This window comes from Pseudomonas sp. RtIB026 (genome assembly GCF_016861355.2).
Taxonomy (GTDB): Bacteria; Pseudomonadota; Gammaproteobacteria; order Pseudomonadales; family Pseudomonadaceae; genus Aquipseudomonas; species Aquipseudomonas peradeniyensis.
This window is the reverse complement of sequence record NZ_AP023348.2, coordinates 4647024-4672519: the sequence shown is the minus strand read 5'-3', so window position 1 is coordinate 4672519 and position 25496 is coordinate 4647024. Positions and strand designations below refer to the sequence as shown.

Annotated in this window: 23 protein-coding genes; 21 read left to right on the top strand and 2 right to left on the bottom strand. The window is 61.9% G+C overall.

Going from position 1 to position 25496, the window contains the following annotated elements; translation table 11 throughout:
- Positions 1-11: 11 nt before the first annotated feature.
- The 7 genes from PRtIB026_RS20950 (at position 12) to PRtIB026_RS20920 (ending at position 6072) form a co-directional block, all read left to right on the top strand.
- A complete protein-coding gene (locus tag PRtIB026_RS20950) occupies positions 12-833 on the top strand; it encodes a substrate-binding periplasmic protein (RefSeq protein ID WP_232856739.1) in 822 nt (273 codons plus the stop codon).
- Positions 834-842: 9 nt separating this feature from the next.
- Positions 843-1196 (top strand): DUF4398 domain-containing protein, encoded by a 354-nt coding sequence (locus PRtIB026_RS20945; RefSeq protein ID WP_203651804.1) that lies wholly within the window; start codon positions 843-845, stop codon positions 1194-1196.
- A complete protein-coding gene (locus PRtIB026_RS20940; protein ID WP_203651805.1) occupies positions 1193-2002 on the top strand; it encodes an OmpA family protein in 810 nt (269 codons plus the stop codon). Before PRtIB026_RS20945 ends, PRtIB026_RS20940 begins: the two co-directional genes overlap by 4 nt.
- A gap of 1087 nt (positions 2003-3089) precedes the next feature.
- On the top strand, positions 3090-4532 hold the full coding sequence (locus tag PRtIB026_RS20935; protein WP_203651806.1) for a PLP-dependent aminotransferase family protein: 1443 nt from the start codon (positions 3090-3092) through the stop codon (positions 4530-4532).
- Between the two features lie 62 nt (positions 4533-4594).
- On the top strand, positions 4595-5071 hold the full coding sequence (locus PRtIB026_RS20930) for a hypothetical protein (RefSeq protein ID WP_203651808.1): 477 nt from the start codon (positions 4595-4597) through the stop codon (positions 5069-5071).
- Between the two features lie 107 nt (positions 5072-5178).
- Complete coding sequence (locus tag PRtIB026_RS20925; RefSeq protein ID WP_203651810.1) at positions 5179-5433, top strand: YkgJ family cysteine cluster protein; 255 nt, start codon at positions 5179-5181, stop codon at positions 5431-5433.
- A gap of 30 nt (positions 5434-5463) precedes the next feature.
- Entirely contained in the window at positions 5464-6072 is a 609-nt protein-coding gene (locus PRtIB026_RS20920; RefSeq protein WP_420713590.1) for an START domain-containing protein, read from the top strand.
- Between the two features lie 222 nt (positions 6073-6294).
- On the opposite strand, the gene gltA is transcribed toward PRtIB026_RS20920, so the two are convergent.
- On the bottom strand, positions 6295-7584 hold the full coding sequence (gltA, locus tag PRtIB026_RS20915) for a citrate synthase (RefSeq protein WP_203651814.1): 1290 nt from the start codon (positions 7582-7584) through the stop codon (positions 6295-6297).
- Between the two features lie 352 nt (positions 7585-7936).
- Here gltA and sdhC point away from each other — a divergent pair, with 352 nt between their 5' ends.
- The 11 genes from sdhC to PRtIB026_RS20860 all read left to right on the top strand — a co-directional run bounded on the left by sdhC (position 7937) and on the right by PRtIB026_RS20860 (position 22072).
- The gene (sdhC, locus tag PRtIB026_RS20910; RefSeq protein ID WP_011534755.1) at positions 7937-8323 is read left to right on the top strand and encodes a succinate dehydrogenase, cytochrome b556 subunit; all 387 of its coding nucleotides are present in this window, start codon (positions 7937-7939) and stop codon (positions 8321-8323) included.
- The gene (gene sdhD, locus PRtIB026_RS20905) at positions 8317-8685 is read left to right on the top strand and encodes a succinate dehydrogenase, hydrophobic membrane anchor protein (protein ID WP_023628896.1); all 369 of its coding nucleotides are present in this window, start codon (positions 8317-8319) and stop codon (positions 8683-8685) included. Before sdhC ends, sdhD begins: the two co-directional genes overlap by 7 nt.
- Before the next feature lie 3 nt (positions 8686-8688).
- A complete protein-coding gene (sdhA, locus tag PRtIB026_RS20900) occupies positions 8689-10461 on the top strand; it encodes a succinate dehydrogenase flavoprotein subunit (RefSeq protein WP_023628895.1) in 1773 nt (590 codons plus the stop codon).
- 11 nt (positions 10462-10472) lie between these two features.
- The gene (locus PRtIB026_RS20895) at positions 10473-11177 is read left to right on the top strand and encodes a succinate dehydrogenase iron-sulfur subunit (RefSeq protein WP_012315348.1); all 705 of its coding nucleotides are present in this window, start codon (positions 10473-10475) and stop codon (positions 11175-11177) included.
- A gap of 245 nt (positions 11178-11422) precedes the next feature.
- Positions 11423-14254: a 2-oxoglutarate dehydrogenase E1 component gene (locus tag PRtIB026_RS20890; RefSeq protein ID WP_186734737.1), complete on the top strand. Its 2832-nt coding sequence runs from the start codon at positions 11423-11425 to the stop codon at positions 14252-14254.
- 41 nt (positions 14255-14295) lie between these two features.
- On the top strand, positions 14296-15519 hold the full coding sequence (gene odhB, locus PRtIB026_RS20885) for a 2-oxoglutarate dehydrogenase complex dihydrolipoyllysine-residue succinyltransferase (RefSeq protein ID WP_110739477.1): 1224 nt from the start codon (positions 14296-14298) through the stop codon (positions 15517-15519).
- A 92-nt stretch (positions 15520-15611) separates the two neighbouring features.
- On the top strand, positions 15612-17048 hold the full coding sequence (gene lpdA, locus PRtIB026_RS20880; RefSeq protein ID WP_028690460.1) for a dihydrolipoyl dehydrogenase: 1437 nt from the start codon (positions 15612-15614) through the stop codon (positions 17046-17048).
- A 172-nt stretch (positions 17049-17220) separates the two neighbouring features.
- Positions 17221-18387 carry an ADP-forming succinate--CoA ligase subunit beta gene (sucC, locus tag PRtIB026_RS20875; RefSeq protein WP_023629628.1) on the top strand — a complete coding sequence of 389 codons (1167 nt, stop codon included), beginning with the start codon at positions 17221-17223 and terminating at the stop codon, positions 18385-18387.
- A complete protein-coding gene (gene sucD / locus PRtIB026_RS20870; protein ID WP_004376004.1) occupies positions 18387-19271 on the top strand; it encodes a succinate--CoA ligase subunit alpha in 885 nt (294 codons plus the stop codon). The genes sucC and sucD overlap by 1 nt, the downstream gene beginning before the upstream one ends.
- 457 nt (positions 19272-19728) lie before the next feature.
- Positions 19729-21042 carry a branched-chain amino acid transport system II carrier protein gene (gene brnQ / locus PRtIB026_RS20865; protein ID WP_110739479.1) on the top strand — a complete coding sequence of 438 codons (1314 nt, stop codon included), beginning with the start codon at positions 19729-19731 and terminating at the stop codon, positions 21040-21042.
- Between the two features lie 280 nt (positions 21043-21322).
- Positions 21323-22072: a DUF599 domain-containing protein gene (locus tag PRtIB026_RS20860; protein WP_203651816.1), complete on the top strand. Its 750-nt coding sequence runs from the start codon at positions 21323-21325 to the stop codon at positions 22070-22072.
- A gap of 66 nt (positions 22073-22138) precedes the next feature.
- On the opposite strand, the gene PRtIB026_RS20855 is transcribed toward PRtIB026_RS20860, so the two are convergent.
- Positions 22139-22414 carry a hypothetical protein gene (locus PRtIB026_RS20855; RefSeq protein ID WP_050706517.1) on the bottom strand — a complete coding sequence of 92 codons (276 nt, stop codon included), beginning with the start codon at positions 22412-22414 and terminating at the stop codon, positions 22139-22141.
- Between the two features lie 136 nt (positions 22415-22550).
- On the opposite strand from PRtIB026_RS20855, the gene PRtIB026_RS20850 reads away from it, so the two are divergent.
- The 3 genes from PRtIB026_RS20850 (at position 22551) to htpG (ending at position 25484) form a co-directional block, all read left to right on the top strand.
- A complete protein-coding gene (locus PRtIB026_RS20850; protein ID WP_203651818.1) occupies positions 22551-23027 on the top strand; it encodes a PaaI family thioesterase in 477 nt (158 codons plus the stop codon).
- Positions 23024-23482 (top strand): PaaI family thioesterase, encoded by a 459-nt coding sequence (locus PRtIB026_RS20845; RefSeq protein ID WP_203651819.1) that lies wholly within the window; start codon positions 23024-23026, stop codon positions 23480-23482. Before PRtIB026_RS20850 ends, PRtIB026_RS20845 begins: the two co-directional genes overlap by 4 nt.
- 94 nt (positions 23483-23576) lie before the next feature.
- Complete coding sequence (gene htpG, locus PRtIB026_RS20840; RefSeq protein WP_203651820.1) at positions 23577-25484, top strand: molecular chaperone HtpG; 1908 nt, start codon at positions 23577-23579, stop codon at positions 25482-25484.
- Positions 25485-25496 lie beyond the last annotated feature (12 nt).

Below are 25496 nucleotides of genomic sequence, written 5' to 3'. Positions count from 1 at the left end.
GGAGAGGTTGCATGGCGTTTCGCTGGAGCAAGGGGGGGCTGGCCTGCGTGCTGGCGCTGCTGTCGACGCAGGCCCTGGCGGTGGGCAAGTGCGAGCGTCTGGTGGCCACCGGCAGCCCGGATGCGCCGCCGTACTCCTGGCAGGATCCGCAAGACCCGAAACACCTGATCGGCGCCAATGTCGACCTGCTGCGCCAGGTGGCTGCCGAGCTTGGGGTGAAGGTCGAGGTGCTGCACGCCGGCAAGCGCGAGCAGGCTCTGGAGGAGGTGCGCAGCGGGCGCATGGACCTGTTGCTCGACACGCCGATGCAGGTCACCCAGCTGACCAGTCTGGATTACATCCATCCGGCCTTGCAGCTCAACGAATACCTGGTCTGGACCCGCCATGACGCCACCCTGGTGTTCGATGGCCCGGCTGACCTTGCCCAGTACCGCGGCGCCCTGTCCGAGAAGGCCCGCCTGACCCCGGCCTTCGATGCCTTTGCCAGGACCCAGCTCAAGCTGGAGCCGGCGCAGAACCTGACGCAGGCCTTCCAGAAACTGGTGCTCGGCCAGGTCGACTATGTGCTGGCTGGGCGCTACTCGGGCATGGCCATGGCGCAGAGCCTGGGCGTGGGCAATGACCTCATCGCCCGGGGTTTGCCGGTGGATCGTCCGGGGCTGTACCTGGCGGTCTCGCACAACTCGGCGTGCAACGACAGCTGGTTGCGCGGACAACTGGCGAAAAAACTGACAGAATTGCCGATCTCCGGGGCGAGCGAAGCTGTGCTGCAGCGCAATGTCGAGCGTTGGAAGGCGCAGATGCAGGCGTCGCAGGGTGCCCCCAAACAGTAGGAAGCGTGAGTGAGAATCCAACCCTTGATGCTTGCCCTGGCCGTGCTCGGCCTGGTCGGCTGTGCCAACGACCCGGCACCCAATGAACAGCTGCGCCTGTCGGAACAGGCCTTGGAGCAGGCCAAGGCGGTCGGCGCCAATGAGCAGGTGCCGGAGTTCAAGTTGGCCGAAGACAAGCTGGCCCGGGCCAAGAGCAACATGCTCGGCGAAAGCCACCGCGATGCGCGCATGCGCGCCGAGCAGGCCGAGCTCGATGCGCGCCTGGCCGAGGCGCGGGTGCTGAACCAGAAGAGCGAGGAGCAGCTGCAGGCGATGCAGTCGCGGATCAAGCGCCTGCGTAAGCAACTGGAGGTGCAGCCATGAAGTCTCTCAAGCCCATGGCGGCCCTGGCCTTGCTGGCCCTGGTCGGTCTGCAGGGCTGCGCCAGCCAGCGCAGCGAGTCGGCACTGGACGATGCCAGTGCTGCGTTCCAGAAGGTCAAGGACGATTCCGACGTGCTGCGTAGCGCGCCTCGCGATGTGATCCGCGCCGGCGAGTCGTTGGCGCGCGCGGAGCGCCTGGCGGGCTATGTCGGCACCGGCAGCGATGTTCGTCATTACGCCTACCTGAGTCAGCGCTACAGCGAGATTGCCAGCGAGCATGCCAAGCTGGCGTTGAACCAGGAGCGCCTGGCCAAGCTCGACCTGGAGCGCCAGCGCCTGCAGTTGGCGCTGCGCGAGGCCAAGCTGGCCAGCGTCCAGCAGCAGGGCAAGTTCGTCGAAGCGCAGATTGTCGCGCTGGCGTCGGAGCAGACCGATCGCGGTCTGGTCATGACCCTGGGCGATGTGCTGTTCGATACCGGCCAGGCTGATCTGAAGAACTCGGCCAGCCGTACTGTATTGAAGCTGGTGCAGTTCCTTCAGCTCAATCCACGGCGCGTGGTGCGGATCGAGGGTTATACCGATAGCACCGGTGCGGCGGAGGAGAACCTGAAACTGTCCCGTGATCGTGCGCAGTCGGTGGCCGATATGCTGGTTGATCTGGGGGTGGACGAGAAGCGGATCCAGGTCGAGGGTTATGGTGACCAGTACCCGGTTGAGGCCAATGCTTCGGAGCGGGGCAGGGCGCAGAATCGTCGGGTCGAGATCGTCTTCTCCGATGACAAGGGTAAGCTCGCGCCAGCGCGTTGAATTCTGTTTTGATTTCGAGCAAGCCCGTTCCTGCAAGAAGTTATACATAACTTGTGGAAGCGGGCTTGCACACGATAGGCTTCATCCAGTCAATTCATAGCCAGCCGGCTAACTACCACTTCGCATTTCTTGATCTTGATCTTGATCTTGATCTTGATCTTGCTGTTGCTTCTAAGTGCGCAATAGTTCAGGCGCCGCCAATTGCGACTTCAGGAGGCCGAGCGGAGTTCTTGCGCAGGGAGGTGACGGGCATGGATGCCCGTCAAGCGCTGCGCCCCAGGATGGGGCGTTCAGCGCGGTCCTCCCGGGAGCAAGAACGGAGCGAGGGGACCCCGGAGCGAAGCGTAGGGGCCGGATGAATGGAGCGAGGATTTTTTGGTTCCTTTTTGATCCTTCAAAAAGGGACCCGCCGTAAGGGCGGAAAGGTGACTTTGCGTCACCATCGCAAATGAATGCGCATATAACTTTCAAAACTCATGCTCTAAAAGTCAAAGTCAAAGTCAAAGTCAAAGTCAAAGTCAAAGTCAAAGTCAAAGTCGGCTAGTGCTGGTTTTAATAGTTGTAAGTGCATTCATTTGTGATGTCGACGCATAGTCACCTTTTCGCCCTTACGGCGAGTTCCTTTTTGAAGGATCAAAAAGGAACCAAAAAATCCTCGCTCCATTCATCCGGCCCTCCGCTTCGCTCCGGGTCCCCTCACTCCGGCCTTGCTCCCGGGAGGACCGCGCTGCAGGGCCCATCCTGGGCCCCAGCGCTTGACGGGCATCCATGCCCGTCACCTCCCTCCGCAAGGCCTGCGTTCGGCCTCCTGAAGTCGCGAAGGTACGGGCGGCGCCTGGACTGGCGCAGCTGTCGCTAGCTGGGTGTGGCGCTAGACTCTCGATCGGCAACGGCAACGGCGGGCAGCGTCACCACTCTGTGCGTTCGTCGGCGCGCCGACTCAAACATCGATCGTTTCTCTGTCACGCAACTGTATTGTTGACTATCCTGCGATCTGTCCCAGTACACTTCGCAACTGTTACGGTATTCTGCCTCGGCAGTGAGTCGCACAAGAACAACGATCCCGTCCGCGCTTCGAGAACACGCCATGACCAACCTGCTGCTGTACCAGCGTATCGCCCAGCAACTGGCCGACGACATCCGCCGGGGTGTCTACCAGCCGGGCGAACGGGTGCCGTCGGTACGCAAGATGAGCGCCCAGCTCAATGTCAGCCACGCCACCGTGCTGCAGGCCTATGCCAATCTCGAGGACCAGGGCCTGATCCGTGCCCGCCCGCAGTCGGGCTACTATGTCCACCAGACTCCGGCGCTGACGGCGCAGACCCCGGATATCGCCCGGGTCGAGCGCCCCGGGCTGGTCACCCGGGCGAGCATTATCCAGCAGGTACTGGTTGAGGCGCGCCGCGATGGCGTCTTTCCCTTCGGCGCGGCGGTGCCCCATGTCGACTACTTGCCCGTGCGCGCCCTGCACCAGCAGTTGGCCAAGGTGACGCGCTTCCATAGCCCGCGTGCCTTCAGCTACATGTTCAGCCCCGGCTTCGAGCCGCTGCGCCGGCAGATCGCCATCCGCATGCGCGATGCTGGTGTACTGGTCGATCCCCGTGAAGTGGTGGTGACTCATGGTTGCGTCGATGCCCTGCAGATGTCGCTGCGGGTCCTGACCCGGCCGGGCGACCTGATCGCCGCCGAATCGCCTACCTACTATGGGCTGCTGCAACTGGCGGACCTGCTCGGGCTCAAGGTCATCGAAATCCCCAGCGATCCCTCCACCGGCATCAGCCTGGAGGCCCTGCAACTGGCCGCCAACCAGTGGTCGATCAAGGCCCTGGTGCTGACGGCGCGGTTGAGCAACCCGCTGGGTGGCACCATTCCCGAAGAGCGGCAGAAACAGTTGCTGCGCCTGGCCTCGGATTTCGACATCCAGATTGTCGAGGATGATATCTACGGCGAGCTGATGTTCGAGCAAGGGCGCACCAAGTCGCTCAAGGCGTTCGATCGGCTGGACCGGGTGATCTACTGCTCGAGCTTCTCCAAGACCTTGTCGCCGGGAGTGCGGGTCGGCTGGATGATCGCCGGGCGCTATCAGGACGAGATCCAGCGACTGCAGACCTTCACTACCCACTCGGCGTGCAGCGTCACGCAGATGGCGGTGGCCGCCTACCTGGAGAATGGTGGCTACGATCGGCATTTGCGCTTCATCCGACAGGAATACCGCAAGAACCTCAGCGCCTACCAGCTGGCGGTGCAGCAGCACTTCCCGGAAGGCACGCAGATGACCCGGCCCACCGGTGGCTTCATTCTCTGGGTCAGTCTGCCGGGGCGGGTCAATACCCAGGAACTGCATGTGCGGGCGTTGGAGCAGGGCATCAGCATTGCCCCCGGGCTGATCTTCAGCAATACCGAGCAGTTCAACCACTGTATCCGGCTCAATTGCGGCATTCCCTGGAATCGGGAGGCTGAGCGTGCAGTGATGACGCTGGGGTTGCTGGCCCAGCAATTGTGCCGGGAATCGAACGGCATGCTGTTGTAGGCTTGTCAGACGAGCCGGGAACAGGGAGCATACGCGCTTTACTGCTTGCGTTCCTGGTACCCATGAATCTGTTTCGTCCTCTCGTCATCGCCCTGTGTTTCGCCTTGCCCTGGCTGTCGGTCGGTGCGGTGCAGGCTGCCGAACCGGCGGCCAAGGCGCAGGGTGTGCACAAACCGGCGAACAAGGCGTCCAGCAAGGCCCCTGCCAAACCGCAGGCCAAGCCGGTAACCAAGGCGAAGCCCAAGCCCAAGCCGAAGGCCAGGGCTGTCAGCAAGGCCGTCGCCAAACCGCTGCCCCAGCCGAAGATCGACCTGAGCCTGCCCAGGGACATGGTCAAGCATCTCGAGCCGGACCTCGGCGACGGGCCGGTGGTGCGCAAGCCGCTGTTGCCCTCGATGTTCCCCACCAAGCCCGAATCCGACAGCAGTCCGTTCCAGCTCAACGGCCGGCTGATCAGCAACGAAATGCAGTTGCAGCTGCGCAACGACAGTCGGCGGGACGTGGAGGGCGCAGCCATCGAATTCGAATTCCGCAACTGACTGCCGGGTCATGGGTGATTTCATCCGTCCGGCAATTTCAAACATATGTTTGAGCGGTTAGTATCCAGGGACGTTCGTCCCGTTTTGCTCCTGGGAGACCTGTTGTCATGAAATGCCGCGAGGGCTGCGGTGCCTGCTGCATCGCCCCGTCCATCAGTTCGCCGATCCCTGGCATGCCGCAGGGCAAGCCGGCCGGCGAACGCTGCCTGCACCTGAATGTCGAAAACCTCTGTGCGCTGTTCGGCAGGCCCGAGCGGCCGCAGGTGTGTGGTGGCTTCAAGGCGGAAGCGGACATCTGTGGCAACGATCGTGACGAGGCCATCCGTATCATCGGGTGGCTGGAGCAGATGACGGCGGCGTGACAGGTTGGATCTTCGACAACAAGGAACAAGATGATGAGATCGATCAAAGGTATTGCACTGCTGTGTGGCATGGGCGTCCTGCTGGCACCGACGGCCTGGGCCGAGAACTGGCAGGTGGCCAAGGACGAGGAGGGGATCAAGGTTTCCCTCAGCGAGGTGGCCGGCTCGAAGTACAAGGCCTATCGCGGCGTGACCGTGATCAAGGCGCCGCTGGCCAAGGTCAAGGCGCTGCAGGAAGACGTGGTGGGGGCCTGTGCCTGGATCCACGAGTGCAAGTCGCAGAAGCTGCTCAAGAGCGAAGGCGACCAGAGCTGGACCTACACCCAGTTCAACACGCCCTGGCCGGTGACGCCGCGGGATTCGATCCTGCATGTGACCACGGTCCAGGAGGCTGATGGCAGCCTGACCCGCAAGCTCGAGGGGCAGCCCAAGTACCTGCCTGAGACCGATGGTTTCGTGCGGGTGGCCCAGGTGCAGGGTTTCTGGAAACTGGTGCCCAAGGGTGACAGCACCGAGGTGATCTACCAGGTGCACACCGAGCCGGGTGGTAGCGTGCCGGCGATGGTGGCCAACAAGTTCGTGGTCGATGCGCCGTTCAATACCCTGAAGGGGTTGAAAGAGCGCGCGGAGAAGAACTAAAGGCTGGCTGGCCTGTTCCCTGTAGGAGCGGCCTTGTGCCGCGAAAGGGCTGCGTAGCAGCCCCGGCGATTCTGAGTCTGACACGAGATCCTGGGGCTGCTGTGCAGCCCTTTCCGGCCGGTCCGACGCCTCGGCAAGGCCGCTCCTACACAGGGGAAGGGTATATAGGCCGGAACAAAAAAGGCTGCCCGAGGGCAGCCTTTTTGCGTTCAGCCAAGAGGCTTACTTGCGGTCCTTCAGCTCAACGATGTCACGCTGCTCGTAACCGGTGTACAGCTGGCGCGGACGGCCGATCTTGTACGGGCTGGAGAGCATTTCCTTCCAGTGCGAGATCCAGCCCACGGTGCGTGCCAGGGCGAAGATCACGGTGAACATGCTGGTCGGAATGCCGATGGCCTTGAGGATGATGCCCGAGTAGAAGTCGACGTTCGGGTACAGCGAGCGCTCGACGAAGTACGGATCGGTCAGGGCGATCTCTTCCAGGCGCATGGCCAGTTCCAGCTGCGGATCGTTCTTGATGCCGAGTTCGCTGAGGACTTCGTCGCAGGTCTGCTTCATCACGGTGGCGCGCGGGTCGCGGTTCTTGTACACGCGGTGACCGAAGCCCATGAGCTTGAACGGGTCGTTCTTGTCCTTGGCCTTGGCGATGAACTTGTCGATGTTCGAGACATCGCCGATTTCATCGAGCATGGTCAGTACCGCTTCGTTCGCGCCGCCGTGGGCCGGGCCCCACAGTGCGGCGATGCCGGCGGCGATACAGGCGAACGGGTTGGCGCCCGAGGAGCCCGCCAGGCGCACGGTGGAGGTGGAGGCGTTCTGCTCGTGGTCGGCGTGGAGGATGAAGATCCGGTCCATTGCCTTGGCCAGCACCGGGCTGATCGGTTTGATCTCGCACGGGGTGTTGAACATCATGTGCAGGAAGTTCTCCGCGTACGACAGGTCGTTGCGCGGGTACATCATGGGCTGGCCCATGGAGTACTTGTAGACCATCGCGGCCAGGGTCGGCATCTTGGCGACCAGGCGCACCGCGGAGATTTCGCGGTGCTGCGGGTTATTGATGTCCAGCGAGTCGTGATAGAACGCCGACAGGGCGCCGACCACGCCGCACATCACCGCCATCGGGTGGGCGTCGCGGCGGAAGCCGTTGAAGAACGACTTCAACTGCTCGTGAACCATGGTGTGGTTCTTCACGGTGCTGACGAACTGGGCCTTCTGCTCGGCATTCGGCAGTTCGCCGTTGAGCAGCAGGTAGCAGGTCTCGAGGTAGTCCGACTGTTCGGCGAGCTGTTCGATCGGGTAGCCGCGGTGCAGCAGGATGCCCTTGTCGCCGTCAATATAGGTGATCTTCGACTCGCACGAGGCGGTCGCCATGAAGCCGGGGTCGAAGGTGAAGTGGCCGGATGCCCCCAACCCGCGGACGTCGATAACATCGGGACCAACGGTGCCGGTTAAAATGGGCAGCTCGACGGGGGCAGCGCCCTCGATGATCAACTGCGCTTTTTTGTCAGCCATGTGGCCTCCTATTAATGCTTGAAATCATCAGACAGACCCCCCACGCAGGGCCCGCACCACTATAGAGGGATAAATTCGAATGTCAATTTGCCTAAAGGCTGGTTGAAACGCCCCTTGAAGCCTGGTTTTTCACGAAATTCTCGCCCGTTTACGCCTTTTGTTCACTAAAGGCAATGCGCTATTTGGGCGAGCCCCTCACGTTGTCATAAGCAGCCTAACTGTCTATACTCGGCAGCCGACTCCCAGGGGCTTTCAAGCCCGCCCTGCTGGGTGTCGTCGCTCTCCTGGGTGGTGGGTACCTGACCAGTACACTTACCAACAACTTTGCCCTGTTAGCTAGGGGCTCTTCAGTGTGAAAAAAGCCGTGAAAAGCCAACGACCTGTAAACCTAGACCTAAGGACCATCAAACTCCCGATCACCGCGTACACGTCCATTCTTCACCGTATCTCCGGCGTCATCCTGTTCCTCGGCCTTGCCATCATGCTTTACGCACTGGGCAAGTCGCTGGGTAGCGAGGAAGGCTTTGCCGAGGTGAAGGCGTGTCTGACCAGTCCGCTGGCCAAACTGGTGACCTGGGGCCTGCTGTCCGGCCTGCTGTATCACCTCGTGGCAGGTGTGCGCCACCTGATCATGGACATGGGCATCGGTGAGACGCTGGAAGGCGGCAAGCTGGGCTCGAAAATCGTGATCGTCATCTCCGTGGTGCTGATCGTTCTGGCAGGAGTTTGGGTATGGTAACTAACGTCACGAACCTGTCGCGTTCGGGCCTCTACGACTGGATGGCGCAGCGCGTCTCGGCGGTCGTTCTCGCGGCTTACTTCATCTTCCTGATCGGCTACCTCGCCGCCCACCCGGGCATCGACTACGCCCAGTGGCACGCTCTGTTCACCAACAACGCGATGCGCATCTTCAGTCTGCTGGCCCTCGTTGCCCTGGGCGCCCACGCCTGGGTCGGCATGTGGACCATTGCCACCGACTACCTGACGCCGATGGCGTTCGGCAAGTCGGCGACTGCGATTCGTTTCCTGTTCCAGGCGGTATGCGGCGTAGCGATGTTCGCTTACTTCGTCTGGGGTGTGCAGATTCTCTGGGGTATCTGATTCATGGCTAACATTCCTACGATTTCCTTCGACGCCATCATTATCGGTGGCGGCGGCGCTGGCATGCGCGCAGCGCTGCAGCTGGCTCAAGGCGGCCACAAGACTGCCGTAGTCACCAAGGTGTTCCCGACCCGTTCGCACACCGTTTCCGCCCAGGGCGGCATCACCTGTGCCATCGCTTCGGCCGACCCGAATGACGACTGGCGCTGGCACATGTACGACACCGTCAAGGGTTCCGACTACATCGGTGACCAGGACGCGATCGAGTACATGTGTCAGGAAGGCCCGGCCGCGGTCTTCGAGCTGGACCACATGGGTCTGCCGTTCTCGCGTACCGAGACCGGTCGCATCTATCAGCGTCCGTTCGGTGGCCAGTCCAAGGACTTCGGTAAAGGTGGCCAGGCCGCCCGTACCTGCGCCGCTTCCGACCGTACCGGTCACGCGCTGCTGCACACCCTGTACCAGGGCAACCTGAAGGCAGGCACCACCTTCCTCAACGAGTACTACGCCGTCGACCTGGTGAAGAACCAGGACGGCGCCTTCGTCGGTGTGATCGCGATCTGCATCGAAACCGGCGAAACCATGTACATCAAGTCCAAGGCCACCGTGCTGGCGACTGGCGGTGCGGGCCGTATCTATGCCTCCACCACCAACGCCCTGATCAATACCGGCGACGGTATCGGCATGGCGCTGCGTGCCGGTGTACCGGTGCAGGACATCGAGATGTGGCAGTTCCACCCGACCGGCATCGCCGGCGCCGGTGTACTGGTAACCGAAGGTTGCCGTGGTGAAGGTGGCTACCTGATCAACGCCCACGGCGAGCGCTTCATGGAGCGTTATGCGCCGAACGCGAAAGACCTGGCTGGCCGCGACGTGGTTGCCCGTTCCATGGTCAAAGAGATCATCGCCGGCAACGGCGTGGGCCCGAACAAGGACCACGTGCTGCTGAAGCTGGATCACCTGGGCGAGGAAGTGCTGCACAGCCGCCTGCCAGGTATCTGCGAGCTGTCCAAGACCTTCGCCCATGTCGACCCTGTGGTCGCGCCGGTCCCGGTCGTTCCGACCTGCCACTACATGATGGGCGGCGTTGCCACCAACATTCATGGCCAGGCCATCACCATGGACGCCGAAGGCAAGGACCACATCATTCCGGGCCTGTTCGCGGTCGGTGAGGTGGCGTGCGTATCGGTCCATGGCGCCAACCGCCTGGGCGGCAACTCGCTGCTCGACCTGGTGGTGTTCGGCCGTGCCGCCGGCCTGCACCTGGAAAAGGCGCTGACCGAAGGCGTCGAGTACCGCGATGCCAGCGACACCGACGTCGATGTTGCCCTGAACCGCCTGAACAAGCTCAATGAGCGTACCAGCGGTGAAGACGTGGCAAGCCTGAAGCGCGAACTGCAAAGCTGCATGCAGAACTACTTCGGTGTATTCCGTACCGGCGAATACATGCAGAAGGGTATCGAGCAGCTGGCTGGCCTGCGTGACCGCATCGCCAACGTCAAGATCAACGATAAGTCCCAGGCCTTCAACACCGCGCGTATCGAAGCGCTGGAGCTGCAGAACCTGCTGGAAGTCGCTGAAGCGACCGCCATTGCCGCTGAAGCCCGTAAAGAGTCCCGCGGCGCGCACGCCCGTGAAGACTTCGAAGACCGTGACGACGAGAACTGGCTGTGCCACACCCTGTACTACCCGGGTGAGAAGCGCGTTGCCAAGCGTGGCGTCAACTTTGCGCCGAAGACAGTTCCTGCCTTCGAACCAAAAGTCCGGACTTACTAAGGGTGGCTGCTATGTTGAAAGTCGAAGTTTATCGTTACAACCCCGACACCGACTCGGCGCCCAAGATGGAGTCGTTCGACGTCGATACCGGCGGCAAGGACCTGATGGTTCTGGACGTGCTGGCGCTGATCAAGGAAAAGGACGAGGGCTTCTCGTACCGTCGCTCCTGCCGTGAAGGCGTGTGCGGTTCCGATGGCATGAACATGAACGGCAAGAACGGCCTGGCCTGCATCACCCCGCTGTCGGGTGTGGTCAAGGGCAACAAGCTGGTCCTGCGTCCGCTGCCTGGCCTGCCGGTCATTCGTGACCTGGTGGTCGATATGAGCATCTTCTACAAGCAGTACGAGAAGGTGAAGCCTTTCCTGCAGAACGACACGCCGGCCCCGGCCATCGAGCGTCTGCAGTCGCCGGAAGATCGCGACAAGCTGGACGGTCTGTACGAGTGCATCCTGTGCGCCTGCTGCTCGACCTCCTGCCCGTCGTTCTGGTGGAACCCGGACAAGTTCCTGGGCCCCGCCGCGCTGCTGCAGGCCTACCGCTTCCTGGCCGACAGCCGTGACACCAAGACTCAGGAGCGCCTGGCGTCCCTGGATGACCCGTTCAGCGTATTCCGCTGCCGCGGGATCATGAACTGCGTGAACGTTTGCCCGAAAGGTCTGAATCCGACCAAGGCAATCGGCCACGTACGTAACATGCTGCTGCAAAGCGGCACCTGATTCAAAGCGTTGTACCTGCAGTAAGCCGAGGTGCGGGTGGTGAGCCCGCACTGAGGTAAAACCCGAGCAAGGGCCCAAAAAGCCCGCGCTCATTACCTATGAAGATATGAGACCAGCAGGGGCTTCCGGGCTGGTACCCGGAAAATCAGCAGGATCCAGGTGGCGTGGTTCAGTCGCTGTGTTCGGACTTTTCCAGGTTTGCTGTGGCTCTCGCCGATCAGTCCCCTAACCGAGGGTGACCAAGCATGCAAGAAAGCGTGATGCAGCGCATGTGGGATAGCGCCCACCTTTCAGGTGGTAACGCTGCATATGTGGAAGAGCTTTATGAGCTCTACCTGCACGACCCTAACGCTGTGCCAGAAGAGTGGCGCACTTACTTCCAGAAGTTGCCCGCCGACGGCAGCACCGCTACCGATGTATCGCACTCGACGATCCGCGACCATTTCGTACTGCTGGCAAAGAACCAGCGCCGCGCCCAACCGGTATCCGCCGGGAGCGTGAGCAGTGAACACGAGAAGAAGCAGGTTGAAGTGCTGCGACTGATCCAGGCCTATCGTATGCGCGGCCATCAGGCTGCCAAGCTCGACCCGTTGGGGTTGTGGCAGCGTCCTGCGCCCGTAGACCTGTCGATCAATCACTACGGCTTGACCAATGCCGATCTTGATACGACCTTCCGTGCCGGCGACCTGTTCATCGGCAAAGAGGAAGCGAGCCTACGCGAAATCTTCGAAGCGCTGCAGAAGACATATTGTCGCACCATTGGCGCCGAGTTCACCCACATCGTCGATTCCGAGCAGCGCAGCTGGTTCCAGCAGCGCCTGGAAAGCGTACGTGGCCGTCCGGAATTCTCCGCCGACGTGCAGGCTCACCTGCTCGAGCGCGTCACGGCCGGTGAGGGCCTGGAGAAGTACCTGGGCACCAAGTACCCGGGCACCAAGCGCTTCGGCCTCGAGGGTGGCGAAAGCCTGATCCCGATGCTGGACGAAATGATCCAGCGCTCCGGTTCCTACGGCACCAAGGAAGTCGTGATCGGCATGGCCCACCGTGGCCGCCTCAACGTGCTCGTCAACACCTTCGGCAAGAACCCGCGCGAGCTGTTCGACGAGTTCGAAGGCAAGAAGATGAACGAGCTGGGCTCCGGTGACGTGAAGTATCACCAGGGCTTCTCCTCCAACGTGATGACCCCTGGTGGCGAAGTCCACCTGGCCATGGCGTTCAACCCCTCCCACCTGGAAATCGTCTCGCCAGTGGTGGAAGGTTCGGTTCGCGCCCGCCAGGATCGCCGCAACGACACCGTTGGCGACAAGGTTCTGCCGATCTCCATCCACGGTGACGCAGCGTTCGCCGGCCAGGGTGTGGTCATGGAAACCTTCCAGATGTCGCAGACCCGCGGTTTCAAGACCGGCGGCACCGTGCACATCGTGATCAACAACCAGGTCGGTTTCACCATCAGCAACCCGCTGGACGCGCGCTCCACCGAGTACGCCACCGACGTTGCCAAGATGATCCAGGCGCCGATCCTGCACGTGAACGGCGATGATCCGGAAGCGGTGATGTTCGTCACCCAGCTGGCCATCGACTACCGCATGCAGTTCAAGCGTGACGTGGTCATCGACCTGGTCTGCTACCGTCGTCGCGGCCACAACGAGGCCGACGAGCCGAACGGCACCCAGCCGCTGATGTACCAGCAGATCAGCAAGCAGCGTACTACCCGTGAGCTGTACGCCGAGCAGCTGATCAGCGCCGGTCGCATCGACGCCGAGCGCGCCCAGGCCAAGATCGACGAGTACCGCAACGCGCTGGACAACGGCCTGCACGTGGTCAAGAGCCTGGTCAAGGAGCCGAACCGCGAACTGTTCGTCGACTGGCGTCCGTACCTGGGTCACGCCTGGACCGCGCGTCACGACACCCGCTTCGACCTCAAGACCCTGCAGGAGCTGTCGGCCAAGCTGCTCGAGCTGCCTGAAGGTTTCGTCGTCCAGCGCCAGGTCGCGAAGATCTACGAAGACCGTCAGAAGATGCAGGCCGGTGGCTTGCCGATCAACTGGGGTTATGCAGAGACCATGGCCTACGCCACCCTGCAGTTCGAAGGTCACCCGATCCGCATGACCGGCCAGGACATCGGCCGTGGCACCTTCTCGCACCGTCACGCGGTGCTGCACAACCAGAAGGACGCCAGCACCTACGTGCCGCTGAAGAACCTGTTCCCGGGCCAGCCGCGTTTCGACCTGTACGACTCCTTCCTCTCGGAAGAAGCGGTACTGGCCTTCGAATACGGCTACTCGACCACCACGCCGAACGCGCTGGTGATCTGGGAAGCCCAGTTCGGCGACTTCGCCAACGGTGCGCAAGTGGTGATCGACCAGTTCATCACCAGCGGCGAGCACAAGTGGGGCCGCCTGTGCGGTCTGACCATGCTGCTGCCGCACGGCTATGAAGGCCAGGGTCCGGAGCACTCCTCCGCGCGTCTGGAGCGCTACCTGCAGCTGTGCGCCGAGCACAACATCCAGGTTTGCGTGCCGACCACCCCGGCACAGATCTACCACCTGCTGCGTCGCCAGGTCATCCGCCCGCTGCGCAAGCCGCTGGTCGTGCTGACGCCGAAGTCGCTGCTGCGCCACAAGCTGGCCATCTCGACCCTGGAAGACCTGGCCGATGGCTCGTTCCAGACCGTGATCCCGGAAATCGACACCCTGGATCCGGCCAAGGTCGAGCGCCTGGTCCTGTGCGGTGGCAAGGTCTACTACGATCTGCTGGAAAAACGCCGTGCCGAAGGCCGCGAAGATATCGCCATCGTGCGTATCGAGCAGCTGTATCCGTTCCCTGAGGACGACCTGGTCGAAATCCTCGCGCCTTACACCAACCTCAAGCACGCAGTGTGGTGTCAGGAAGAGCCGATGAACCAGGGCGCCTGGTACAGCAGCCAGCACCACATGCGCCGTATCCTGGGTCGCCACAACAAGGCGCTGGTCCTGGAATACGCCGGTCGCGACGCTTCCGCCGCGCCAGCCTGTGGTTACGCATCGAAGCACGCCGAACAGCAGGAAAAACTGCTGCAAGACGCCTTCACTGTCTAACGCCTCGCGCACCTGAAACCGAATTTAAGGAAACACAGATAATGGCTATCGAGATCAAAGCCCCAACCTTCCCGGAATCGGTTGCCGATGGCACCGTTGCCACCTGGCACAAGCAGCCGGGCGACGCCGTCAAGCGTGACGAGCTGATCGTCGACATCGAGACCGACAAGGTCGTCCTGGAAGTCCTGGCCACCGCCGACGGCGTGCTGGGCGCCATCGTCAAGGGCGAGGGCGACACCGTCCTGTCCGACGAAGTCCTGGGCTCGATCGTTGAAGGTGGCGCCGCCGCCGCAGCTCCGGCTGCCGCGCCTGCCGCTGCTGCTCCGGCCGCCGCTGCCGCCGATGCTGGCGAAGACGACCCGGTCGCCGCTCCAGCCGCGCGCAAGCTGGCTGAAGAGAACGGCATCGACCTGGCTACCGTTGCCGGCACCGGCAAGGGCGGTCGCATCACCAAGGAAGACGTCGTCGCTGCCGTCGCCAACAAGAAGTCGGCCCCTGCCGCTGCACCGGCTGCCAAGCCGGCCGCCGCTGCCGCTGCCCCGGTCGTCGTCGCCGCTGGCGACCGCACCGAGAAGCGCGTGCCGATGACCCGCCTGCGCGCCAAGATCGCCGAGCGTCTGGTCGAAGCACAGTCGAACATGGCCATGCTGACCACCTTCAACGAAGTCGACATGACCGAAGTCATGGCCCTGCGTTCGAAGTACAAGGACCTGTTCGAGAAGACCCACAACGGCGTGCGCCTGGGCTTCATGTCGTTCTTCGTCAAGGCGGCCACCGAGGCGCTGAAGCGCTTCCCGGCGGTCAACGCCTCGATCGACGGCAACGACATCGTCTACCACGGCTTTGCTGACGTCGGCGTCGCCGTCTCCAGCGACCGTGGCCTGGTGGTACCGGTGCTGCGCAACGCCGAATCGATGAGCCTGGCCGAAATCGAGAACGGCATCGCCACCTTCGGCAAGAAAGCCCGTGACGGCAAGCTGTCGATCGAAGAGATGACTGGCGGTACCTTCACCATCACCAACGGTGGTACCTTCGGCTCGATGATGTCGACCCCGATCGTCAACCCGCCGCAGGCCGCGATCCTGGGTATGCACAACATCATCCAGCGCCCGATGGCCATCAATGGCCAAGTGGTGATCCGCCCGATGATGTACCTGGCGCTGTCCTATGACCACCGCCTGATCGACGGCAAGGAAGCGGTAACCTTCCTGGTGACCATCAAGAACCTGCTGGAAGATCCGTCTCGCCTGCTGCTGGACATCTAATCAACTAGCCGCGCGCCGCCGGCCCCGCTCTTCGCAAGAGGCGGGGCCGTGCGGTAGGCGGCCTGTAGCTTGTAGCTGATAAGGAATCTTTTATGACCCAGAAATTCGACGTAGTGGTGATTGGTGCAGGTCCTGGCGGCTATGTTGCCGCCATCAAGGCTGCCCAACTCGGTCTGAAGACTGCCTGTATCGAGAAATACACCGACGCCGAGGGCAAGCTGGCCCTGGGCGGCACCTGCCTGAACGTGGGTTGCATTCCGTCCAAGGCGCTGCTGGACAGCTCCTGGAAGTACAAGGAAGCCAAAGAGAGCTTCAACGTGCACGGTATCTCCACTGGTGAAGTGAAGATGGACGTTGCCGCGATGGTTGGCCGCAAGGCCGGCATCGTCAAGAACCTGACCGGTGGCGTCGCCACCCTGTTCAAGGCCAACGGCGTCACTTCGATCCAGGGCCACGGCAAGCTGCTGGCCGGCAAGAAAGTCGAAGTCACCAAGGCTGACGGCACCACCGAAGTCATCGAAGCCGAGAACGTGATCCTGGCCTCCGGTTCGCGTCCGATCGACATTCCGCCGGCCCCGGTCGACCAGAACGTCATCGTCGACTCCACCGGCGCCCTGGAATTCCAGAGCGTACCGAAGCGCCTGGGCGTCATCGGTGCCGGCGTGATCGGCCTGGAGCTGGGCTCGGTATGGGCTCGCCTGGGTGCCGAAGTCACCGTCCTGGAAGCCCTGGACACCTTCCTGATGGCTGCCGACACCGCCGTGTCGAAAGAAGCCCAGAAGACCCTGACCAAGCAAGGCCTGGACATCAAGCTGGGCGCTCGCGTCACCGGCTCGAAAGTCAACGGCAACGAAGTCGAAGTCACCTACACCAACGCCGAAGGCGAGCAGAAGATCACCTTCGACAAGCTGATCGTCGCGGTCGGCCGTCGTCCGGTGACCACCGACCTGCTGGCCGCCGACAGCGGCGTGACCATCGACGAGCGTGGCTACATCTTCGTCGATGACCACTGCGCCACCAGCGTTCCGGGCGTCTACGCCATCGGTGACGTGGTGCGCGGCATGATGCTGGCGCACAAGGCCTCGGAAGAGGGCATCATGGTCGTCGAGCGCATCAAGGGCCACAAGGCCCAGATGAACTACGACCTGATCCCGTCGGTCATCTACACCCACCCGGAAATCGCGTGGGTCGGCAAGACCGAACAAGCCTTGAAGGCCGAGGGTGTTGAGGTTAACGTAGGCACCTTCCCGTTCGCGGCCAGCGGCCGTGCGATGGCAGCCAACGATACCGGTGGTTTCGTCAAGGTCATCGCCGACGCCAAGACCGACCGCGTCCTGGGTGTTCACGTGATTGGCCCGTCGGCTGCCGAACTGGTACAGCAGGGCGCGATCGCAATGGAATTCGGCACCAGTGCCGAGGATCTGGGCATGATGGTCTTCAGCCATCCGACCCTGTCCGAAGCGTTGCATGAAGCAGCGCTGGCGGTGAATGGCGGTGCCATTCACGTCGCCAACCGTAAGAAGCGTTAATTATAAGAAACCACGGCGGTCTGCCCGTCGTGGGTCTTGCGTGCAAGACTCACCGCGGAACGTCCGCCGGACCGGATCACATGGGAAAACCCGGGGTCAACGGTCACAGGTGGTGCGGCGCCAGTAATGGCGCAGCGCCGAAGCGCAGTACCTAACGAAGACGGTAAAAAGCATGAATCTTCACGAGTATCAGGGTAAGCAGCTGTTCGCTGAATACGGCCTGCCAGTTTCCAAGGGTTTCGCAGTCGACACCCCTGAAGCTGCAGCAGAAGCCTGCGACAAGATCGGCGGTTCCGAGTGGGTTGTAAAAGCCCAGGTTCACGCGGGTGGTCGCGGTAAAGCGGGCGGCGTCAAGCTGGTTCGCAGCAAGGAAGACGCCAAGGCGTTCGCTGCCCAGTGGCTTGGCAAGAACCTGGTTACCTACCAGACCGACGCCAATGGTCAGCCAGTTTCCAAGATCCTGGTCGAATCCTGCACTGACATCGCCAAAGAGCTGTACCTGGGTGCTGTAGTCGATCGTTCGAGCCGCCGCATCGTGTTCATGGCTTCCACCGAAGGTGGCGTGGACATCGAGAAAGTCGCTCACGACACTCCTGAGAAGATCCTCAAGGCCACCATCGATCCGCTGGTCGGCGCTCAGCCGTTCCAGGGTCGCGAGCTGGCGTTCCAGCTGGGCCTGGAAGGCAAGCAAGTTCAGCAGTTCGCCAAGATCTTCGTAGGCCTGGCCAAGCTGTTCAAGGATCACGATCTGGCCCTGCTGGAAGTGAACCCGCTGGTGATCAAGGCCGACGGCGATCTGCACTGCCTCGATGCCAAGATCAACATCGACGCCAACGCCATGTACCGTCAGCCGAAGCTGAAGACCTTCCACGACCCGTCGCAGGACGACGCCCGTGAAGCCCACGCCGCCAAGTTCGAACTGAACTACGTTGCCCTTGAAGGCAACATCGGCTGCATGGTCAACGGTGCCGGCCTGGCCATGGGTACCATGGACATCGTCAACCTGCACGGCGGCAAGCCAGCCAACTTCCTCGACGTGGGCGGCGGCGCTACCAAAGAGCGCGTTACCGAAGCGTTCAAGATCATCCTGTCCGACAGCAATGTCGCGGCCGTCCTGGTCAACATCTTCGGCGGCATCGTTCGCTGCGACATGATTGCCGAAGGCATCATCGGCGCTGTGAAAGAAGTCGGCGTCAAGGTTCCGGTTGTCGTTCGCCTCGAAGGCAACAACGCCGAACTGGGCGCTAAAGTACTGGCAGAAAGCGGTTTGAACATCATTGCGGCAACCAGCCTGACCGACGCTGCTCAACAAGTTGTCAAAGCTGCGGAGGGCAAGTAATGAGCGTCCTGATCAATAAAGACACCAAAGTCATCTGCCAGGGCTTCACCGGCTCGCAGGGTACTTTCCACTCCGAACAAGCCATCGCCTACGGCACCAAGATGGTCGGCGGCGTCACCCCGGGCAAGGGTGGCACCACCCACCTGGGCCTGCCGGTGTTCAACACTGTGAAAGAAGCTGTAGAAGCCACCGGCGCTGACGCGTCGGTCATCTACGTACCGGCTCCTTTCTGCAAGGACTCGATCCTGGAAGCCGCCTTCGGTGGCATCAAGCTGATCGTCTGCATCACCGAGGGTATTCCTACCCTCGACATGCTGGACGCCAAGGTCAAGTGCGACGAGCTGGGCGTGACCCTGATCGGCCCGAACTGCCCAGGCGTGATCACTCCGGGCGAGTGCAAGATCGGCATCATGCCGGGTCACATCCACCTGCCAGGCAAGGTCGGTATCGTTTCGCGTTCCGGCACCCTGACCTACGAAGCTGTGAAGCAGACCACCGACGCCGGCTTCGGCCAGTCGACCTGCGTCGGCATCGGCGGTGACCCGATCCCGGGCTCCAACTTCATCGACATCCTGAAGCTGTTCCAGGAAGATCCAAAGACCGAAGCGATCGTCATGATCGGTGAGATCGGCGGTTCCGCTGAAGAAGAAGCCGCGGCCTACATCAAGGCCAACGTGACCAAGCCTGTCGTTTCCTACATCGCCGGTGTTACCGCACCTGCGGGCAAGCGCATGGGCCACGCTGGCGCCATCATCTCCGGTGGCAAGGGTACTGCGGACGAGAAGTTCGCCGCCCTGCAGGACGCCGGTGTTAAAACCGTGCGTTCCCTGGCTGACATCGGCAAGGCCCTGGCCGAGCTGACTGGCTGGGAAGTCAAGAAGTAAGTAACACGCAGTACCCCCCACGCGCACAAAGGCCACCTTCGGGTGGCCTTTGTCGTTGTTGCGGCTGTGCCGGCCTCTTCGCGGGTAAACCCGCTCCCACAGGGCATCACACAACCCCTGTGGGAGCGGGTTTAGCCGCGAAGAGGCCGGCACAGGTGATGGGGAAAATTCGATCACCTCAATCAGGATTTTCAACCAGACATCTACCCAAATGAGCAATAAATTGTCGCCTAACACGTTCAACCAGACGACAAACACATACGCACATCGGACAAGCAGCACTGTGCCAGTGCGTTTGTCAGGCAAAACAGGTAGGCTACGCGTTCACTCTGTGCCCGTACCCCAAAAGGGAACGACACGCTAAACGGGTCTGGCTCACCAAGCCGGGCAGCATTTCCCTTCATCCTATGGGAAATCCCCTCCGACTCCCGATTTCAGCAGTGTGGTATTTCCTTAAATGAAAGTGTTAAAAGGCCAGGATATCCTGGCACTTGGCTTTATGACGTTCGCGCTGTTCGTCGGCGCCGGCAACATCATCTTCCCGCCCATCGTCGGCCTGCAATCCGGCCCGAACGTATGGATGGCCGCACTCGGCTTCCTGGTCACCGCCGTAGGCCTGCCGGTCATCACCGTCATCGCCCTGGCCAAGGTCGGTGGCGGCATGGACGCCCTGAGCAGCCCGATCGGCAAGTTCTTCGGTGGCCTGCTGGCGGCCGTGTGCTACCTCTCCGTCGGCCCGCTGTTCGCCACTCCGCGTACCGCGACCGTGTCGTTCGAAGTGGGCGTTGCACCGCTGACCGGCGAGAGCCCGACGGCGCTGCTTATCTACAGCATCGTGTACTTCGCCGTGGTGCTGGCCGTGTCCATGTACCCGGGCAAGCTGCTCGACACCGTGGGCCGTTTCCTCGCGCCGTTGAAGATCATCGCCCTGGCGGTGCTGGGCATCGCGGCCTTCGCCCTGCCGGCCGGCACCATTGGCGAGGCCCAGCCTGCCTACGCCGCCGCTGCGTTCTCCAAAGGGTTCTCCGATGGCTACCTGACCATGGACACCCTGGGCGCCCTGGTCTTCGGTATCGTCATCGTCAACGCCATCCGCTCACGTGGCGTCGAGTCGCCGAAGCTGATCACCCGCTATGCCATCATCGCCGGCCTGATTGCCGGTGTCGGCCTGGTGCTGGTGTATGTCAGCCTGTTCCGCCTCGGCGCGGGCAGCCATGACATCGCCGCCGACGCCACCAACGGCGCGATGGTCCTGCATGCCTACGTGCAGCACACCTTCGGTTCCCTGGGCAGCGGCTTCCTCGCCGTGCTGATCGCCCTGGCCTGCCTGGTGACCGCCGTTGGCCTGACCTGCGCCTGCGCCGAGTATTTCAGCCAGATCCTGCCGTTGTCGTACCGCACCCTGGTGGTGATCCTGGCCGGCTTCTCGCTGGTGATCTCCAACCTGGGCCTGACCAAGCTGATCATGTTCTCGATTCCCGTGCTGACGGCGATCTACCCGCCGTGCATCGTGGTCGTGGGCCTGAGCTTCGTGAAGGACCTGTGGAATTCGCCAACCCGCATCCTGGCCCCGGTCATGCTGGTGTCGCTGGTGTTCGGCGTTGTCGATGCGATCAAGGGCAGCAGCTTTGCCCACGTACTGCCTGACGCCTTGGCCCATCTGCCGTTCAGCAACGAAGGCATGGCCTGGCTGGTGCCTTCGGTGGTCACCCTGGCCGCCGCCGTGGTCTTCGACCGCATGTTGGGCAAGCCGCGCGAGGCGCTGGCCTGATGGATTGAAACCTGAAGGGCAGGGCGCTGGCCACAAGCCGAAGGGCGCCTGACCAAGGTGGATATCGAAACCCCGCTTCCTGTGAAGGAGCGGGGTTTTTTATTACCTGTGCCGGCCCTTTCGCGGGTAAACCCGCTCCCACAAGCACCGTGCGATCCCTGTGGGAGCGGGTTTACCCGCGAAGAGGCCAGTGCAGGAAAAGCCAAAAATGGCGCACATGTGTCTTATGGCGAATCCGGACGTCGAAAACCGGTCTGTTTCTCTTTCACGGGATTCCTGCATGAGCTTCATCCAAAACAACCTGGGCAACCTCCTGGCCGCCTGCTGGTTCGCCATCTGCTGGGGCGGCTACACCCGCTACGCCATCTGGAAAGGTCGCGACACGGCGTGCCTGGCCAGCGTGCTGCACTTGTACCGCGAAGACTGGATGCGCCGCATGCTGCTGCGCGACAACCGCATCGCCGATGCCAGCGTGATCGGCAACCTGGAGCGCAACGCGTCGTTCTTCGCCTCCAGTACCCTGATCATCCTCGCCGGTATCCTCACCGTGCTCGGTGCATCGGATCGGGCGCTGTCGCTGCTGGCCGACCTGCCATTGGTACAGCAGGCCTCGCAAGGCATGTCGGAAATCAAGCTGCTGTGCCTGGCAACGGTATTCGTCTACGCCTTCTTTACCTTCAGCTGGTGCATGCGCCAATACAACTTCGCCGCGGTGCTGGTGGGCTCGGCCCCGATGATCGGCGAGCGTCTGGTCAACGAACTCGAACGCAAGGCTTTCGCCTCTCGGGCCGCACGAGTACTGTCGCTGGCCGCCAACCAGTTCAACCTGGGGTTGCGTTCGTATTACTTCGGCATGGCCATGTTGAGCTGGTTCATCAGCCCCTGGTTGTTCATGGTCATGAGCGTCGGCGTTGTATTCATCCTGTATCGCCGCGAGTTCCATTCCCATGTGCTGGAAGTGATGGTGTTCACACCGACCGAAAGTGTGTCGGTAGAGCCAGGCAAGGACACTTCCGGTATTGCCGGCTGAAGCCTTTCAGCGTTAAACGCAGGTACAAAAAAACCCGACATTGTCGGGTTTTTTTGTACTGCGCGATTACTGCTTGGCAGGTTCGGCAGGTGCAGTGGTCGGCGCTGGGGTAGTCGGCGCGGCTTCCTCGGCGGCCTTCTGCTGCGCTTCGGCCTGATCTTTGGCGGCTTCGGCGTTTTCCTTGGCGGCTTCGTTCATCTTATCCTGAGCTTCGCCCATCTTCTCTTGGGCTTGCTCGGCGTGTTGCTGTGCGTCCTGGGCTTTGTCTTCGCTCGCTTTATCGCAAGCAGCCAGGCCCATGGCAGCGGCCAGCATCAGAGCAAAAGCAAAAGGTTTACGCATGGGGTGTTTCTCCTGGGTGGAATAACTTTACTTGTACCTTCGAGTTCGCCGGGTACGAATAAGTTCCACAAAGGTTACAGATATATAACTGCCCGACCTATATAGACTTTTTATCCATTTTATGCAGCGAGGGACAATGAACGAGACGCAGTTGATGGCGATGGCCGAGCGTTTTCTCTCGGCGCTGAAACATTGCCAGGTATTGCAGATGCGCGTGCACCACGCCGATGCCGACGGCATGACGCTGGTGCTGCCCTGGCAGCCGGCGATTGTCGGCAATCCGCAGAACGGCGCGGTGCATGGCGGCGTGCTGACCACGCTGATGGACACCACCTGCGGCATGGCCACGCTCTGCGCGCTGCCCCGTTTCGAAGTGTGCCCGACCCTGGACCTGCGCATCGATTACATGCACCCAGCCGAGGCGGGCAAGGATATCTACGGTTACGCCCAGTGCTACCGGGTAACCCGCGATGTCATCTTTACCCGTGGCACCGCCTACCAGGACGACCCTGCGCAGCCGATCTGCCAGGTGGTCGGTACCTTCATGCGCCTGGGGCAGGACGTCAAGGGTGGCATCCGCTTCGGCAACAGCCTCAAGGAGGGCCGCGCGTGATTCCTGCCGACATCCGTCAACAGCTGAACCAGGCCCATGCCCGCGGCGACTACCAGCCCCTGCTGGCGTTGATCCCGTATGCCGGGCTGATCGGCATCGAATGCGAGCGCCAGGGCGACGACCTGCTGTTCCGCCTGCCGGCCAACCCCGACAACATCGGCAATCCGTTGCTGCCGGCGATCCATGGTGGCGTCATCGCCGGGTTCATGGAGCTGTCCGCGGCGCTCTACCTGCTGATCTACAGCGAGAGCGCGAGTATTCCGAAGATCATCGATTTCTCCATCGACTACCTGCGCGCCGGGTATTTTCGCGACACCTATGCCCAGTGCCAGCTGTGGCGCCAGGGGCGGCGGGTGACCAACGTGGCGATCACCGCCTGGCAGGGCGATCGCGACACGCCGATCGCCACGGCGCGCGCGCATTTCAAGATCGAACCGGAAAAGCCCTTGAAATAGTCGGGGCTGCCCCCATCTGTTGGACATCCGCCATCAAAAGCAGGCCAGACGGCCGCCAGGCGCCAACAACCAACAGATTGGAGTTTTGAAGACCATGAGTGTGGAGACTCAAAAACAAACCCTGGGCTTCCAGACCGAGGTAAAGCAGCTGCTGCACCTCATGATCCATTCCCTGTATTCGAACAAGGAGATCTTCCTGCGCGAGCTGGTCTCCAACGCCTCCGACGCCGTCGACAAGCTGCGTTTCGAGGCCCTGGCCAAGCCTGAGCTGCTCGAAGGCGGCGCCGAGCTGAAGATCCGCGTGAGCTTCGACAAGGCCGCCAATACCGTGACCCTCGAGGACAACGGTATCGGCATGAGCCGCGAAGACGTCATCGCCCACCTGGGCACCATTGCCAAGTCCGGCACTGCCGACTTCATGAAGAACCTCACCGGTGACCAGAAGAAGGACTCGCACCTGATCGGTCAGTTCGGCGTGGGCTTCTACTCCGCGTTCATCGTCGCCGACAAGGTTGATGTGTTCAGCCGTCGCGCCGGGCTGCCGGCCGCCGAAGGCGTGCACTGGTCGTCCAAGGGCGAGGGCGACTTCGAAGTTGCCACGGTCGACAAGCCAGAGCGCGGCACCCGCATTGTCCTGCACCTGAAGAAGGGCGAGGACGAGTTCGCCGATGGCTGGCGCCTGCGCAACATCATCAAGAAATACTCCGATCACATCGCCTTGCCAATCGAGCTGCCGAAAGAGCAGGCAGCGGCCGCCGAAGGTGAAGAAAAGCCGGCGCAGGAGTGGGAAACCGTCAACCGCGCCAGCGCCCTGTGGACCCGCCCGCGTACCGAGATCAAGGACGAGGAATACCAGGAGTTCTACAAGCACATCGGCCATGACTTCGAAAACCCGCTGGCCTGGACCCACAACAAGGTCGAAGGCAAGCTCGAATACAACTCGCTGCTGTACGTGCCGGCCCGCGCGCCGTTCGACCTGTACCAGCGTGAAGCGCCACGCGGCCTGAAGCTGTACGTGCAGCGCGTGTTCATCATGGACCAGGCCGAGTCGTTCCTGCCGCTGTACCTGCGCTTCATCAAGGGCGTGGTCGACTCCAACGACCTGTCGCTGAACGTTTCCCGCGAGATCCTGCAGAAGGATCCGATCATCGATTCGATGAAGACCGCGCTGACCAAGCGCGTCCTGGACATGCTGGAGAAGCTGGCGAAGAACGAGCCCGAGCAGTACAAGGGCTTCTGGAAGAACTTCGGCCAGGTGCTGAAGGAAGGCCCGGCCGAGGACTTCGCCAACAAGGAGAAGATCGCCAGCCTGCTGCGCTTTGCCTCCACCCAAGACGACAGCGGCGAGCAGAGCGTCGCCCTGGCCGACTACCTGGCCCGCGCCAAGGAAGGCCAGGACAAGATCTACTTCCTGACCGGCGAATCCTATGCCCAGGTCAAGAACAGCCCGCACCTTGAAGTCTTCCGCAAGAAAGGCATCGAAGTGCTGCTGCTGACCGATCGCATCGACGAGTGGCTGATGAGCTACCTCAGCGAGTTCGATGGCAAGGCCTTCGTCGACGTCGCCCGTGGCGACCTGGACCTGGGCAAGCTGGACTCCGAAGAGGACAAGAAGGCCCAGGAAGAAGTCGCCAAGGACAAGGAAGGCCTGGTCGAGCGCCTCAAGGGCGCGCTGGGTGACAGCGTGGCGGAGGTGCGTGTCTCGCACCGCCTGACCGACTCGCCGGCAATCCTGGCCATCGGCGAACAGGACCTGGGCCTGCAGATGCGCCAGATCCTCGAAGCCAGCGGGCAGAAGGTGCCGGAGTCCAAGCCGATCTTCGAGTTCAACCCGACCCACCCGCTGATCGAGAAGCTCGATGGCGAGCAGAGCGAAGATCGCTTCGCCGAGCTTTCGCACATCCTGTTCGACCAGGCGGCCCTGGCGGCCGGCGACAGCCTGAAGGATCCGGCGGCCTATGTGCGTCGCCTCAACAAGCTGCTGGTCGAGCTGTCCGCTTGATCTGACGCAGAC

Excerpts from the sequence above, each read along its gene's own strand:
- PRtIB026_RS20950 (WP_232856739.1), top strand. The coding sequence starts at position 12 with ATGGCGTTTCGCTGGAGCAAGGGGGGGCTGGCCTGCGTGCTGGCGCTG.
- PRtIB026_RS20940 (WP_203651805.1), top strand. The coding sequence starts at position 1,193 with ATGAAGTCTCTCAAGCCCATGGCGGCCCTGGCCTTGCTGGCCCTGGTC.
- PRtIB026_RS20935 (WP_203651806.1), top strand. The coding sequence starts at position 3,090 with ATGACCAACCTGCTGCTGTACCAGCGTATCGCCCAGCAACTGGCCGAC.
- PRtIB026_RS20930 (WP_203651808.1), top strand. The coding sequence starts at position 4,595 with ATGAATCTGTTTCGTCCTCTCGTCATCGCCCTGTGTTTCGCCTTGCCC.
- PRtIB026_RS20925 (WP_203651810.1), top strand. The coding sequence starts at position 5,179 with ATGAAATGCCGCGAGGGCTGCGGTGCCTGCTGCATCGCCCCGTCCATC.
- PRtIB026_RS20920 (WP_420713590.1), top strand. The coding sequence starts at position 5,464 with ATGATGAGATCGATCAAAGGTATTGCACTGCTGTGTGGCATGGGCGTC.
- gltA (WP_203651814.1), bottom strand. The coding sequence starts at position 7,584 with ATGGCTGACAAAAAAGCGCAGTTGATCATCGAGGGCGCTGCCCCCGTC.
- sdhD (WP_023628896.1), top strand. The coding sequence starts at position 8,317 with ATGGTAACTAACGTCACGAACCTGTCGCGTTCGGGCCTCTACGACTGG.
- sdhA (WP_023628895.1), top strand. The coding sequence starts at position 8,689 with ATGGCTAACATTCCTACGATTTCCTTCGACGCCATCATTATCGGTGGC.
- PRtIB026_RS20895 (WP_012315348.1), top strand. The coding sequence starts at position 10,473 with ATGTTGAAAGTCGAAGTTTATCGTTACAACCCCGACACCGACTCGGCG.
- PRtIB026_RS20890 (WP_186734737.1), top strand. The coding sequence starts at position 11,423 with ATGCAAGAAAGCGTGATGCAGCGCATGTGGGATAGCGCCCACCTTTCA.
- odhB (WP_110739477.1), top strand. The coding sequence starts at position 14,296 with ATGGCTATCGAGATCAAAGCCCCAACCTTCCCGGAATCGGTTGCCGAT.
- lpdA (WP_028690460.1), top strand. The coding sequence starts at position 15,612 with ATGACCCAGAAATTCGACGTAGTGGTGATTGGTGCAGGTCCTGGCGGC.
- sucC (WP_023629628.1), top strand. The coding sequence starts at position 17,221 with ATGAATCTTCACGAGTATCAGGGTAAGCAGCTGTTCGCTGAATACGGC.
- sucD (WP_004376004.1), top strand. The coding sequence starts at position 18,387 with ATGAGCGTCCTGATCAATAAAGACACCAAAGTCATCTGCCAGGGCTTC.
- brnQ (WP_110739479.1), top strand. The coding sequence starts at position 19,729 with ATGAAAGTGTTAAAAGGCCAGGATATCCTGGCACTTGGCTTTATGACG.
- PRtIB026_RS20860 (WP_203651816.1), top strand. The coding sequence starts at position 21,323 with ATGAGCTTCATCCAAAACAACCTGGGCAACCTCCTGGCCGCCTGCTGG.
- PRtIB026_RS20855 (WP_050706517.1), bottom strand. The coding sequence starts at position 22,414 with ATGCGTAAACCTTTTGCTTTTGCTCTGATGCTGGCCGCTGCCATGGGC.
- PRtIB026_RS20850 (WP_203651818.1), top strand. The coding sequence starts at position 22,551 with ATGAACGAGACGCAGTTGATGGCGATGGCCGAGCGTTTTCTCTCGGCG.
- htpG (WP_203651820.1), top strand. The coding sequence starts at position 23,577 with ATGAGTGTGGAGACTCAAAAACAAACCCTGGGCTTCCAGACCGAGGTA.